Source organism: Paenibacillus sp. FSL H3-0310 (genome assembly GCF_038002785.1).
GTDB lineage: Bacteria > Bacillota > Bacilli > Paenibacillales > Paenibacillaceae > Paenibacillus_AQ > Paenibacillus_AQ odorifer.
Genome location: NZ_JBBODC010000001.1, coordinates 1,062,322 through 1,076,773, shown reverse-complemented (window position 1 = coordinate 1,076,773; position 14,452 = coordinate 1,062,322). Strand labels below are relative to the sequence as shown.

Annotated in this window: 10 protein-coding genes and 2 tRNA genes; 2 read left to right on the top strand and 10 right to left on the bottom strand. The window is 45.3% G+C overall.

The genetic code is table 11. From position 1 onward, the window contains the following. Positions 1-180: 180 nt before the first annotated feature. The gene (locus MHH63_RS04835) at positions 181-684 is read right to left on the bottom strand and encodes a hypothetical protein (RefSeq protein WP_076192030.1); all 504 of its coding nucleotides are present in this window, start codon (positions 682-684) and stop codon (positions 181-183) included. 506 nt (positions 685-1,190) lie between these two features. Between MHH63_RS04835 and MHH63_RS04830 the strand changes: the two genes are divergently transcribed. After that, complete coding sequence (locus MHH63_RS04830) at positions 1,191-1,556, top strand: hypothetical protein (RefSeq protein WP_042191062.1); 366 nt, start codon at positions 1,191-1,193, stop codon at positions 1,554-1,556. A 114-nt stretch (positions 1,557-1,670) separates the two neighbouring features. Then, positions 1,671-2,807, top strand: a complete 1,137-nt coding sequence (locus MHH63_RS04825; RefSeq protein WP_256717195.1) for a sialidase family protein — start codon at positions 1,671-1,673, stop codon at positions 2,805-2,807. Between the two features lie 424 nt (positions 2,808-3,231). Here the strand turns inward: MHH63_RS04825 and MHH63_RS04820 are convergent. From MHH63_RS04820 to MHH63_RS04780, 9 genes are all read right to left on the bottom strand, one after another. Next, positions 3,232-3,305 (bottom strand) — tRNA-Ile (locus MHH63_RS04820). Positions 3,306-3,349: 44 nt separating this feature from the next. Further along, positions 3,350-3,426, bottom strand: a tRNA-Met gene (locus MHH63_RS04815). Between the two features lie 82 nt (positions 3,427-3,508). Continuing rightward, positions 3,509-3,673 carry a hypothetical protein gene (locus MHH63_RS04810; protein WP_167347621.1) on the bottom strand — a complete coding sequence of 55 codons (165 nt, stop codon included), beginning with the start codon at positions 3,671-3,673 and terminating at the stop codon, positions 3,509-3,511. Positions 3,674-3,785: 112 nt separating this feature from the next. Beyond that, positions 3,786-5,273, bottom strand: a complete 1,488-nt coding sequence (locus MHH63_RS04805) for an ABC transporter substrate-binding protein (RefSeq protein WP_341171260.1) — start codon at positions 5,271-5,273, stop codon at positions 3,786-3,788. A 1,799-nt stretch (positions 5,274-7,072) separates the two neighbouring features. Continuing rightward, positions 7,073-7,711: an orotate phosphoribosyltransferase gene (pyrE, locus tag MHH63_RS04800; protein ID WP_340394472.1), complete on the bottom strand. Its 639-nt coding sequence runs from the start codon at positions 7,709-7,711 to the stop codon at positions 7,073-7,075. Further along, complete coding sequence (gene pyrF / locus MHH63_RS04795; RefSeq protein ID WP_076146022.1) at positions 7,708-8,454, bottom strand: orotidine-5'-phosphate decarboxylase; 747 nt, start codon at positions 8,452-8,454, stop codon at positions 7,708-7,710. The genes pyrE and pyrF overlap by 4 nt, the downstream gene beginning before the upstream one ends. A gap of 111 nt (positions 8,455-8,565) precedes the next feature. Next, positions 8,566-11,793, bottom strand: coding sequence for a carbamoyl-phosphate synthase large subunit (gene carB, locus MHH63_RS04790; protein WP_076185242.1), 3,228 nt, complete (start codon positions 11,791-11,793; stop codon positions 8,566-8,568). Position 11,794: 1 nt separating this feature from the next. Continuing rightward, on the bottom strand, positions 11,795-12,976 hold the full coding sequence (gene carA, locus MHH63_RS04785) for a glutamine-hydrolyzing carbamoyl-phosphate synthase small subunit (protein WP_051491286.1): 1,182 nt from the start codon (positions 12,974-12,976) through the stop codon (positions 11,795-11,797). A gap of 115 nt (positions 12,977-13,091) precedes the next feature. Next, a complete protein-coding gene (locus tag MHH63_RS04780) occupies positions 13,092-14,375 on the bottom strand; it encodes a dihydroorotase (RefSeq protein ID WP_076128828.1) in 1,284 nt (427 codons plus the stop codon). Positions 14,376-14,452: the final 77 nt, after the last annotated feature.

The window sequence follows — 14,452 nt, the reverse complement described above, 5'->3', positions numbered from 1 at the left end:
AAAAAAACCGCTTTAAGGGTCAGCTGTGTCCGATAGGAGCAGCCTCGTTCACGTAATTGTTATCGAATCAAATTTCAAAGGAACACAGGGGTCCCTCTCGGTACTTCCGATTGCTACAAAAAAGGAACGCCCACCATGGACGCTCCTTTTTTTCTTATTCGTCTACAAAATTCTAGCTAGTTACGCATTTACACTTTCCGATTTTCGATCCTGTCTTGCGTGTAATGTTTTCATTGCAAATCTTGCTATCGGCTGCGCAACCAACAGTTCAATCCAAAATGCTATTCCAAAGTTTCTCGGCCAGATGTGAAGAAAGTTTTTAAGTGGATCCAGGCTTATTTGTTTTGTCCCAACCCATGTGCCGATAATTGATAGTAAAATAGATAACACTGTGACATTTAATAAAGTATTCAACAGAATCCTTGCATTAAATCCATCGGTTTGTCCCATGAATTTCGGCATCACTTTCCCGACAATCGGACCTGCAACTAATCTTACGGATAAAACTACGATCATCCACATAAACGGAATAACCTTTAGTGTATCTATATACACTTCCTTACTGAAGCCGCGTTCCAACCCCACAATAATAGGGGCAATAGTGTTAACTGAAATGATTGAAATAATGAGTAAAAATAATATACCTTCTTTTCCGTTTCTGGGCAGTCTTGTGTCTCCATGCATGTTTGTCATCTCCGTGAATAATATTTCAGATGGCAGACGTATCATGAGACATATATTTTTGGCCCAATAAAAAAGACCAATATCTCTACACACTGATATTATAATTATAACATTTATTTAAAATGAATGTCAGACCTTCTATTCAAAATTCTTAAAATTCTCCTGCGGATAGCGAATAGTTACTCCACGTTCAGCGGCTTTTTCATTCCAAACGTAAGACACCAAATCCCGAAATCCCATCCAAGAGTTACGCCCCGGTAAATCGCCATTGCTTCGGTCGTGCGACTCTAACCTGTTTTCTACACCCTCATAGTAGCACGTAAAAATCGTCTATTGCTGTTCAACTTATAATCAAGTTACCTTCAGATCATGCTGAAATTTTATATGTATTTCCCCACCTAATAAGACCCCTCAGTATCATTTCCGCGATTTTTCTGATTCCCTTGTCCAAACACAATGAATCTCAATTCATATATATATAGCAAACTAATAAAGAGGTGAAGCTCATGGCAACAACAACAGGCATTATTACGAACACAGGGACTACCCCAGCATCCAACGTGGTCATTAATATCGATAATGACAACCTTAGTTTTTCATCTAACGTAGTCTATCACGTTTACGTATGGAATACCTTGGTTAGTAAAGGTTTAGTCTACTCCAACTCATTAAATGTTAATGCTAACACCAGCCAGTTTCTCAGTTTTAATATCGCAGGCAATTCAGCTTATGAAGTCCAATTTCTCGTAACTGGAAACGCACCGGCAGACACGATTATCACGGTGTTCGGAACGGATTCGTCAGGAAACGTCATCCCCCATCAAAGAGTGCTGCAATCCGAACTTACTTTCATAGCTCAGCTGAACCCGTAAGTACCAAAAACTCTATGACGAAAGGAGCTTTGCATGGTTAATATTCAACTTTCACCGAGCGCAAGCGTTCAGTTTGAGCCCACCATCGCGGTAAATTGGCTTAATCCTTCAGTTATGGTTGCCGTAGCTGTAGATCTTCGATTAGGCCCTCCTAATATAGGTTTATACAAATCTATTGACGCAGGTGCCACTTGGACAACAACGTTATTGCCGTTACCGACAGGATTTGCAGGCATCGAAGCACCACATATTGATTATATTTTCCCGACCACTTTCGTAGTATTAGCCCACGCCTTCGATTCAGACGGTCTCAGCGGGTCGATCGTCTCCTATACATCTGCCGACAATGCCTCTTCATTCGGACCGCCAGTCATCGTGAATCAAGGGTTTGGGCAGTTTGTAAATGATGATCAGGTGGTCGTTGTCACCGACAAAGCTGGATCAAGTCCTTTTTTTGGAAATGTATATACTGGTTATACGCATGATTACAACACACAATTCATACCGGGAAATACGATATTCTTCAATCGTTCCCTAGATAACGGTAGTACCTATTCCAGTCCCTCCCTGCTGTCTTCGGTCGAAGAATTCGAAGAATTCCCCGGTATAGCAATTACATTAAATGGGATTGTTATCGTGGGATGGATCAATCAGCCTCCCGGTAATACTGATCTTAAAATTCGCACATCCTCAGACGGTGGGGTCACTTTTACTCCTGAAACCATGGTCGCCAGCGTTGTAGTCCCACCAGATCCATTGCCGGGATATACATTTAGATGTCTGACATACCCTTCCCTCGCAGCAGATATTTCTAATGCACCGACGACGCGAGGGAATGTCTATGCTGTATGGCAAGATTTTCGAGAAGGTTATTCTGATATTTTTCTTGCTATCTCCACTAATTTTGGTGTGGATTGGGGGGCACCAATATCCATTACAGGTAGTCCTGTGGGCTCCCAAAACTTTTTCCCAGCCATCACCGTATCCCCTGCGGATGGTGCAATATTCGTTACCTATTACACTAATCGAGTCAACCCCCTCAACCTTGATGTTTATCTAGCAACATCTAGAGATGGCGGTATGACGTATACAAACACCCGGATAACAACAACTTCCTTTGACGTCACCGGCATCCCCCTAATTGGGGACTACATCGGTAATGCCATCGTCCCTCAAACAGGCCGTCTAGTGAGCGTATGGACAGACACGCGGACCGGTACAGAGAACATCTGGTTTGGTGATAATCAATAAGCTATTAATCAACTTCTGATGATAAAGTTAGTATATCTACTTGCAATAAAGGATGCCGAGCGAATATGCGGCATCCTCTATTGCTTCTTATCAAAATTCAGCATTAACCTTTTCAAAGAAATCATCAATTTCAGCGTATTGGACATGCTTTTAATTCAATCAAAATCTACGGCGTATGGTGCTTGCTACTTAATAGTCTATATGTCATGACTGTCCCCTTTCCTCTACAAGAGTAGGGCAGTTCCACAGAATACATACTCTTTACCGTTTTCCAGATGATCTATGATAAAACCAGTGGATCTAACAACGCCGTGACCAAAATGTGATCATTTTCTATTTTGTCGCTTTTCCAACTCTTCCACTTCTACTTACAAGGAGCCTATAGACAGCAAAAAACCCTTACAAGGTAAGGGTTTTTGATAAGTGGGCCCTGAGGGACTCGAACCCCCGACCAATCGGTTATGAGCCGACCGCTCTAACCAACTGAGCTAAGGGCCCGGATCTAAAAATATCCGAATGTACAATTGCTGTTGTAATAAAATTGGTTGCGGGGGCAGGATTTGAACCTGCGACCTTCGGGTTATGAGCCCGACGAGCTACCGGGCTGCTCCACCCCGCGTCAGAAATAATATTCAAACAGCGACAATAAATAATATACAGTACAAAATGGGTCTACGTCAAGGATGAATTTGTAAAAGTTCTCAAGGCAAAAATCTAACCCCATATCTTCCTTTGCGGGATCGATAAATCTCCACAAAACTTGGGTCATGATAGCCATAAATCCAGCCATCTTGCTCCAGTCTCTTTGCCAAACAGCCTGCTTGAAATCTCGTTCTGAACAGTTTCGCGAAGTATATCCAATTCATGATGCCCTCTTCTCCTTTTCGCAAATTAATCTTACGCTGCTCTGAACTTATCATGCCCAAGTTCCACAAAATAAGCCACCGGAAATCCGGTGGCTGCTACATATTCCAAAACTCAATCCCCTATGGAGTCAAAATAATATGTGGGATCTTTTTCGAGCGTACCCAGCATCGTATTCCCTTGCTTCTCCCAAGCTTTAAGTGCACTCTCGACCGTTCTCTTGCCCTGATAAACTTCTGTGAACAGTTGACGCCCAACATCGTTAATACGGCTAATTCCAGGCTTCTGTGTTTGTAGGACGTTCATCAAAGGATCATTGGCTGGTAATGGTTTAAGCGTATAGAAGGACTCCAGATTTACTGAAGGTACTTTCGTGGTAATGTAATCCTTACGGGAAGTTAGTTCCCCGCGGGTATGGGCTTTAATTTTGGCTACTTCATTACTGTTGACGAATTTGATCAAATCCCACGCATCTTCCTTATTAGCAGCTATAGTGTTGATAGCCATCATATTACCTACCCAAGTACCTACAGCCACTCCTGGTTTCTCCTTAAAAGTAGGTACGGTAACGAAACCCCAATCGACAGGATTATAATTTTTGATCTTTGCTGCATTGCGGCTCACACCTGTAAGCTCATTAAGATAATCGTATTCTCCAATTACCATTGCAGCTTTTCCGGTAAGGAAGAGATCCCCTTGGACAGGACTATAGGTACTCCGTTCTGTTTCTATAAAATCCATACCGTTTAACCCAGGTGTAATTTGCTTTTTCACCAATTGGCTGTAGGTCGTCCAAGCTTGACTCCACTGTGTTTGGTTTACCTCCATCTTATGTCCCTTGTTGTCATACATAGCAAGCTCCAGCGGTGAGACATAGGTCTGCATATCCCAGAAAGGATCGCTCATATAACGGTTCATCGAAAAGCCATATATACGCTTATCTTTATTTGTCGATTTCTTGGTCACCTTTTCGGCCAGCGCGAACACTTCATCCCAAGTCATTCCATCTGTCGGATAACCTACACCAGCAGCATCAAAAATACCTTTGTTAAAATATAACGCACTCGACATAAAAGTCGGCGCTAACGCGTAAAGACTTCCTCCACCCAGCTCACGAACTCCACTTAGCATCGTAGGCGCCATATTGCTTAAATCATATTGATCTCGTGCGATAAGCGGCTCCAGCGGTTGCACCAGATTATGTTCCACCAAACTCTTCACCAATGTACTATCACCGACGATTACATCAACTGGCTCTGCACCGCCCATAATTGCTCGGATATTCTCCAGATTATCTGGGTTAACCTCTGGATAGGTGCTGTCAAAACGAAGCTCATTCATATTGATGGCTGGAATAATCTCAAGTTTGATTTCAGGATGCTGCAATTCATACATATCTGTAAACTGCTGACGAAAAGAAGAATCGTCCTCTCCAGACCAGAGGCTGCCAATACGTAACACGCGCTGTTCTGTAGATGGCTTAGAAGCCTCCGCCCAAGCTGTGTGCCTGCTTTCAGAAATTAAAGGCAATAGGAGTGCTGCACATATTCCAAAGCTTAACCAGCGCCGCCATAGCCTTCTATTATTATTTATATGATTCATTCTTGAACCCTCCCATAAAATACTCAATCCATCCACCTTATGAATAATTACCCATAATTCTAGTAACAGTATATAGCTTTATTCAGGAGGGGAAGTTACAGGCTGTTTAAAGTTATGCTACGATTTCTTCATATTATTTCTATAAAAAACGTTCCGGGAGTTTCCTGAGGATACTAAAATGCCTTTCTGCGGCAGGATAATTGCACTTTGTGCAACTATTACAGCTGAGTGTGTTGTGCTTCTCCTTTTAATTGCACTATGTGCAGTTAAAAAACGTTATTAGGTGCTTTCAGCGGATTTCTGGCTGATTTAATTGCACAAAGTGCAACTATATCGCCAGATCCTCTAAGGAAGGTTAGTTTAAGTGCACAAACTGCAACTATTCGGCGTTTGAGACGACATTGCGATAGCATCCCCGGGTGTCAGAGCGTTCAGAGCGTAGAGCGACAGCGCATAGCAGCAGAGTAGCAAAGTGCCAGAGCATAGAGCGACAGCGCATAGCAGCAGAGTAGCAGAGTGCCAGAGCATAGAGCGACAGCGCATAGCAGCAGAGTAGCAGAGTGCCAGAGCATAGAGCGACAGCGCATAGCAGCATAGCAGCAGAGTTTCAGAATCCCGAGTGTCAGAGCGCAATATACCAGAGCGACAGAGCGCAGGTCAGCCAAGTATCACAACGTGAATGTATATGTAAATGTATATGTAAATGTAAATGTAAATCCAAACACCAAAACTCTACTCTCCACTCTACGTTTCCTTTTACCAATACAGCATTCGTCTTCCCTACTAACTAACCTACTAACTAACCCGCACCTTTCCTGTGACCGGCACAAATCGCCCCTTCTACGCAGGATAATTGCACTTTGTGCAACTATTAAAGCGGAGTGTGTTGTGCTTCTCCTTTTAATTGCACTATGTGCAGTTAAAAAACGTTATTAGGTGCTTTCGGCGGTTATCTGGTGGATGTAATTGCACAAAGTGCAACTATATCGCCAGATCCTCTAAGGAAGGTTAGTTTAAGTGCACAAACTGCAACTATTCGGCGTTTGAGACGACAGCGCGATGAAATCACCGGAGCAGAGTATAGTATTCCAGAGTGTCAGAGCGTTCAGAGCGCAGAGCAGCAGAGTATCAGAATCCAGAGTGTCAGAACGCAATATACCAGAACGACAGAGCGCAGGTCAGCCAAGTGTCAGAACGTGAATATAAATGTAAATGTAGATGTGAAATGTGAATGCAGACACCAAAACCCTACTCTCCACTCTACTTTTCCTTTTACCAATACAGCATTTTCCTTCCATACTAACTAACCTACTGACTAACCTGCTACATTTCATGTGACCGGCACAAATCGCCCCTTCTGCGACAGGATAATTGCACTTTGTGCAACTATTACAGCTGAGTGTGTTGTGCTTCTCCTTTTAATTGCACTATGTGCAGTTAAAAAACGTGATTAGGTGCTTTCGGCGGATATCTGGGTGATATAATTGCACAAAATGCAACTATATCACCAGATCCTCTAAGGAAGGTTAGTTTAAGTGCACAAACTGCAACTATTCGGCGTTTGAGACGACAACGCGATGGAATCACCGGGGCAGAGTATAGTATTCCAGAGCGCCAGAGTTTACACCTGCCGCGGCTGGATCATTGCATCTTTCTGCAATAAATAACAACGTACTTCATGCACCTATACAGCAGAGTGTGCTTTAAGCTTTCCTTTTTATTACACTCAGTGTAGTTAAAAAGAAAAGCCTCCCACCAAAATGTGAGAGGCCCGTCCAAACTATAATCAGATATTTAGTTTAAACGCCAAATGCGGAAGGATCTTTTCTCCAAGATTTCAGCAGTTCCACATCTGTAGCTGCGATCTTGCCTTGTGTAAGAGCCACATCAATCAATGTGCTATAGTTGGATAAGCTTCGTAATGGCATTTCAGCTGCGGCAAAAGCCTCCACCGCACGGTCCAGCTCGTAGCTGAAGATTGCCAATACAGCCAACGCTTCTGCGCCTGCTTCTTGCACAGCTTGAGCTGCTTTGATGGAGCTTCCGCCAGTGGAGATCAGGTCTTCGATAACGACTACCTTTTGCCCCGGCTTAATCAGTCCTTCGATCTGGTTCTGCTTGCCGTGACCTTTAGCTTTATCGCGGATATAAGCCATTGGCAGATTAAGTTTATCAGCTACCCAAGCTGCGTGAGGAATGCCTGCGGTTGCTGTACCTGCGATCACCTCTGTGTCTGGATACTGGCTTTTAATAAGCTCAGCGAAGGCATCAGCAATATAGTTACGTACCTCTGGGTAAGCCATAGTCAGGCGGTTATCGCAATAGATCGGGGATTTAATACCAGAGGTCCAGGTAAAAGGCTCCTGCGGACGCAGTGCCACTGCTCCTATCGTAAGCAGATAACTTGCTACTTGTTCACTTCTATTTAATGTACTCATGCTAAGGTCATCTCCTCAATAATATTTAGTGCTGCTTGACGTGGATCAGCCGCAGTTGTAACAGGACGGCCCACCACCAGAAAGTGGCTGCCTTGCTGAATCGCTTTGCCCGGCGTCATCACCCGGGACTGGTCACCTAGGGATGCACCTGCTGGCCGGATACCAGGTGTAACTGTACAAAATGCGGGCCCACAAGCCTCTGCGATCGCTGAAGACTCTTGCGGTGAAGCCACTACTCCATCCAGACCTGCAGCGGCTGCCAGCTTAGCGTATCTGACTACAGTATCTGCTACGTCTCCTGCGATTCCAATTTCGTTATTCATCACTTCTTGGCTCGTGCTGGTCAGCTGTGTAACTGCGATAATCAAAGGCATTTTAAGCGCAGCATTCGCATTAACTACTGAAGCAGCGCCTTCCCGGGCAGCAGCCATCATCGCTGAGCCTCCTGCGGCATGTACGTTAAACATATCCACACCGAGGTTCGTAAGGCTTTCTGCCCCGCCTTTTACCGTGTTAGGAATATCATGCATTTTGACATCTGCAAATACAGAATACCCCCGAGATTTCAGTTCATTAATGAATTCCGGTCCCGCTGCATAAAAAAGCTGCATTCCCACTTTCATATAACAAGGAATCCCTTCAAGCTTGTCAATCAAGGTTCTTGCCCCAGCAACATCAGGGTAATCTAAGGCGATCATCAAGCGATTCGCCATTTCATTCCACTTCGCATCTCCCTGTCCCATAACCGTTCTCCCATCCAGTGCAGACTTAAATCCACACTCTTCATTTATTAGCCCCTAGGCATAGCGGAACGGTCTGCGTAAACGCAAACCGCCCTATACATCTTTATGAGATTAGTTTAATTGACCGACAAAAGCAGGCATGGACTGTGACGAGAAGTTGATCGTCTGCAGCATTCTGAGCAGTGCCGTTACTGTATCGAGTGATGTCATACATACGACGCCATTCTCAACCGCTTCACGACGGATACGGAATCCATCACGCTCTGGTGTTTTCCCTTTAGTCAGTGTATTAAAGACGAAGTTGGCTTGCCCACCACGAATCAAGTCGAGAATGTTCGGCGCACCTTCATCCAGCTTGTTTACGTTCATTACGTTGAGACCTGCTTCTTCAAGCGCTTGAGCGGTGCCTCCGGTAGCAATGATCTTGTAACCCAGCGAGTGGAAGCCTTTCATAAGCTCTACAGCTTCTGCTTTATCTTTATCTGCCACTGTAACGATGATAGCGCCGGTTGCTGGAATTTTCATTCCTGCTCCGATTAGACCTTTATACAAAGCTTTTGCATACAATTTATCGCGGCCCATAACCTCACCCGTCGATTTCATTTCAGGTCCGAGCGTTGGTTCTACTCTACGCAGCTTGGCAAAAGAGAACACCGGCACTTTAACCGATACATAATCACTTTCCGGCCATAGACCTTCTGTATAACCGTCATCTTTCAGCTTGCCGCCGAGAATGATTTTGGTTGCCAGATGCGCCATTGGAATTCCAGTTACTTTACTCAAGAATGGAACCGTACGCGATGAACGTGGATTTACTTCAATTACGTACACTTCATTCTGATAGATAACGAACTGGATGTTGACCAGACCAATCGTTTTCAATTCCTTAGCAATCTTGATTGTGATCTCAGCAATTTTTGCTTTCAGACCTTCATCCAGATATTGCGGAGGATATACAGCGATGGAGTCACCGGAGTGAACGCCTGCACGCTCAACATGCTCCATGATCCCTGGAATAACTACCGTCTCACCGTCACAAATTGCGTCTACCTCAACCTCTTTACCTAACATGTAACGGTCAATCAATACCGGATGCTCCGGATTTACCTTAACCGCTTCTACCATGTAGCTAAGCAATTCCGCATCATTATATACAATTTCCATTGCGCGTCCACCCAGTACATAGGAAGGACGTACCAGCACCGGATATCCAAGCGATTGTGCAGTTTCTACTGCTTGATCTACGTTGATAACCGTCTTTCCTTTTGGTTGGGCAATATCCAGACGAGCCAACAAAGCTTCGAATTTCTTCCGGTCTTCAGCTTCGTCAATACTGTCTAGGCTAGTTCCGAGAATCTTAACGCCAGCCGCACTTAGTGGTGCAGCAAGGTTAATGGCTGTTTGGCCTCCGAACTGTACGATAACCCCAATCGGATTCTCTTGCGCAATTACGTTCATTACATCTTCAAAGAACAAGGGTTCAAAATACAACCGGTCCGAAGTATTAAAGTCGGTAGATACAGTTTCAGGGTTATTATTGATAATAACCGCTTCATAACCTGCCTTCTGAATCGCCCACACTGCATGCACAGTGGAGTAATCGAACTCAATCCCTTGGCCGATCCGGATTGGACCCGATCCAAGCACGATAACCTTTTGTTTATCGGAATGAATGACCTCATTTTCAGTCTCATAAGTAGAGTAGTAGTAAGGTGTAGAAGCTTCGAACTCAGCTGCACAGGTATCTACCATTTTGAATACAGGCGTTAATCCTCGCTCTAAACGAAGCGCGCGTACATCAGCTTCTTTAGTGTATTTACCGTTCGCTTGTCCTTCTGCACGTATCTCAGCAATCGCACGGTCTGTAAAACCTCTGCGTTTAGCTTGATATAAGGTTTCTTCTGATAAGCTTTCATCCCCACGGATGACCTCTTCAAAGTTGATCAGTCCCTCGATTTTGGACAGGAACCACCAGTCTACGTTAGTAATGTCTTGAATCTCTTGCAAGCCAAATCCGCGGCGGAAAGCTTCAGCGATCAAGAACAACCGCTCATCATCTGGTTTTGCCAGACGTTCACGCAGGACGCTTTCTTCCAGATCCTCAGCGCCCGGCAGGCGGAAACGGTGTACACCGATTTCCAGGGAACGAATTGCTTTATGAATGGACTCTTCGAAGGTACGACCGATGGCCATAACTTCTCCAGTTGCTTTCATTTGTGTGCCCAGCTTACGGTTCGCATGAATGAACTTGTCGAACGGCCAGCGTGGGATTTTGCTTACGATATAGTCAAGTGTAGGCTCGAAGCAAGCATAGGTCTGTCCAGTAACTGGATTGACGATTTCATCGAGTGTGTAACCAAGTGCGATTTTGGCAGCCATTTTGGCAATCGGATAACCGGTTGCTTTCGAAGCCAAAGCCGAAGAGCGGCTGACACGTGGATTTACTTCTATTACATAATATTGATAGCTTTGCGGATCCAGTGCGAACTGCACGTTGCAGCCACCCTCGATATTCAGCGCACGAATGATTTTGAGTGAAGCGCTGCGCAGCATTTGATATTCACGGTCGGATAACGTTTGGCTAGGTGCCACAACGATACTGTCACCCGTATGCACACCTACCGGGTCAAAGTTCTCCATGTTGCAGACAACGATACAGTTGTCATTCGCATCACGCATAACCTCGTATTCAACTTCCTTCATGCCGGCAATACTTTTCTCCACCAAACATTGTCCAATTGGACTATAACGAATACCTGCTTTGACAGTCTCAAGCAGCTCTTCTTCGTTGTCGCAGATCCCGCCGCCGGTGCCGCCAAGCGTATAGGCTGGGCGTACAATCAGTGGGAAACCAATTTCCTCAGCGAATTTCATCGCTTCATCTACTGTGGTAATAATAGTGCTCTCTGGTACAGGCTGTTCCAATTCGCGCATCAAATCGCGGAACAAATCGCGATCCTCTGCTTTTTCAATGGATTCAAGCTGGGTACCTAGAAGCTTAACATTCTCTTGTTCTAGTACTCCTGCACGAGCCAATTCTACAGCCATATTAAGACCTGTCTGTCCTCCCAAAGTTGGCAACAAGCCATCTGGGCGCTCCTGGCGGATGATGCCAGTTACGAATTCAAGGGTAATCGGCTCGATATAAACTTTATCAGCCATATTGGTGTCAGTCATGATAGTCGCTGGGTTACTGTTGATCAGCACAACTTCCACGCCTTCTTCTTTCAGGGCCTGACAGGCCTGAGTTCCGGCGTAGTCAAATTCTGCGGCTTGCCCGATAACAATCGGTCCAGAACCAATTACTAATATTTTTTTAAGCTTTTCATTCTTAGGCATGTTATAGAGCTCCTTTCACGGCTTCAAGCTGTTTTACTGTAGGTTTTGGCGCCGTGATTCTGGCGTTTGCCGCAAGCTGCGCCTGGCGCGAGCTTACAGGTGTGTTAGCTTTATGATCAGCGATCATCTGTAAGAAACGATCGAATAAATAGCTGCTGTCATGAGGTCCCGGTGCTGCTTCTGGATGGTACTGTACTGAAAATGCAGGGTAACGGGTATGTTTAAGTCCTTCAACGGTCTTATCATTATTATTAATGTGAGTAACTTCTAGATCCGTGCTCTTCACAGAATCTTCATTCACTGTGTAGCCATGGTTCTGAGAAGTAATGAAGCAACGTCCGCTCTCCAATTCTTTAACCGGATGGTTACCGCCACGGTGCCCGAATTTCAGCTTCTCTGTATCCGCGCCACAAGCCAGTGCAAACAGCTGGTGACCTAAGCAGATGCCGAAGATTGGGTATTCACCAAGCAATTCCGAGATCGTCTTCACTGCGTGTGGGACGTCTTTCGGGTCCCCAGGGCCGTTAGACAGCTGGATACCATCTGGATTGAGGCGACGAATCTCATCAGCGGTTACGTCATGAGGTACAACTACAACGTCACAACCGCGATTGTTCAACTCGCGCAAGATACCAGCCTTCGCACCGTAATCTACAAGCACGATGCGCTCTTTAGTTCCTGGGCTATTGTACATGCTTGGAGTAGATGTGCGAGCTACCTGATTGCGCAATTCTTCAATTGAAGTGTCGCCCATCATTTCCATCAATTCCTCTACACGTTTGTTAGAGGTAGTCAGGATCGCCTTCATTGTTCCGTAGTGGCGAATAATCCGCGTCAACATCCGGGTATCAATCTCGCTGATTCCAGGAATATCATATTCTTTCAGCAGGTCGTCCACACTGTATTCTGCGCGCCAGTTACTTGGAACTTCTTCATGACGACGCACTACAAAACCGTGTACGAAAGGTCGAACAGATTCGAAATCATCCCGCGTAATCCCGTAGTTCCCGATCAATGGGTACGTCATGGTAACGATTTGTCCGCAATATGAAGGGTCAGACAGCACCTCTTGATATCCTGTAATTCCTGTGTTAAAAACAACCTCGCCTGTCTTTTCACCTTCAGCGCCAAATGCGGTACCTGTAAATAAAGTTCCGTCTTGAAGCAGCAATCTCGCCTGCATTCCCTTCCACTCCTTCATGTTCTGTAGTCTAATACGTATGCCTTGCATGCCTTCCGGAGTGTACGCGTTCAAATTGCTGATCTGTAAAGATCAGCAATTTCGCCTCACCAGTCCGCTAGTTTTTCTCAGTCCATACGGCTTTGCCGTCCACCCAAGTTTTTACTGGCCAACCCTTAAGCTTCCAGCCGCCAAAAGGAGTGTTACGTCCTTTGCTTGCGAAGGAACTTGGATCTACTTCTTTTTCCTGCTCCAGATCGATCAGTGTCAAATCTGCAGGAGCTCCGATCTCCATAACCCCGGTGTTCAATCTGAATACCCGTGCAGGATCGGCAGTCATTCTTTGTACTAGTAAGGATAAATCCCATTTTCCGGTTTCTACAAACGCTGTGTATAAGAGTGGGAAAGCTGTCTCGAATCCAACGATACCAAAAGGTGCCAGCTGCATTCCCTTCGCCTTCTCTTCTTCACTATGTGGCGCATGATCTGTAACAATCATATCTAGTGTGCCATCAAGCAACCCTTCGATACACGCCTCAACATCGCGGCGGGAGCGCAGCGGCGGGTTCATTTTCCAATTGGCATCCAGGCCTGGAATATCGTCTTCAGCAAGAAGCAAGTGATGCGGACATACCTCAGCAGTTACTTTAATGCCGATCTCTTTTGCTTGGCGAATCAGCCGCACCGACTGTTCAGTACTGACATGGCATACATGGTAATGAACGCCTGTCGCTTCTGCCAGCAAAATATCGCGTCCAACATGGATCGCTTCTGACTCATTCGGAATTCCTTTGAGGCCATGCTTCTTAGCGAACTCACCTTCAGCTACACAGCAGCCTTCAACCAGCGAATTATCTTCGCAGTGGGCAATGACTGGCATATCGAGCGATGCTGCGATGTTCATTGCATCTTTCATCATTTGAGCACTTTGTACGCCCACACCGTCGTCTGTATATCCAATAGCTCCAGCTTCTTTGAGCGCCGCAAAATCCGTCAACTCACGTCCGAGCTCATTTTTCGTAATGGCTGCATAAGGAAGCACTTTAACTAGTCCTGCTTCACGCGCCTTGTCTTTCACAAATTGCACGATCTCCGGGCTATCTGTCACCGGACGAGTATTTGGCATACATGCAATGGTTGTAAATCCGCCTTTAGCAGCTGAGCGACTTCCGGTTTCCACTGTTTCCTTGTGTTCAAATCCCGGTTCACGCAAGTGCACATGCATATCAATGAGTCCCGGAATGAGCAGCTTACCTTCAGCATCAATGATCTCCGTGGCTTCTCCGATAGCTTCATTTCCGTCGATTATAGCCGAGATCACACCCTCCTGAAGTTCGATGTGTTTGCGCTCAAGCAAGCCTTCCTTATTCAATACGCTGGCGTTTCTAATAATCACTGTCATGATTCTACCTTTACCCTCAGATCACAGCTGCGGGCCCTCTCGTTATTATATAATAAAAATTCATCTTTGTGTATATT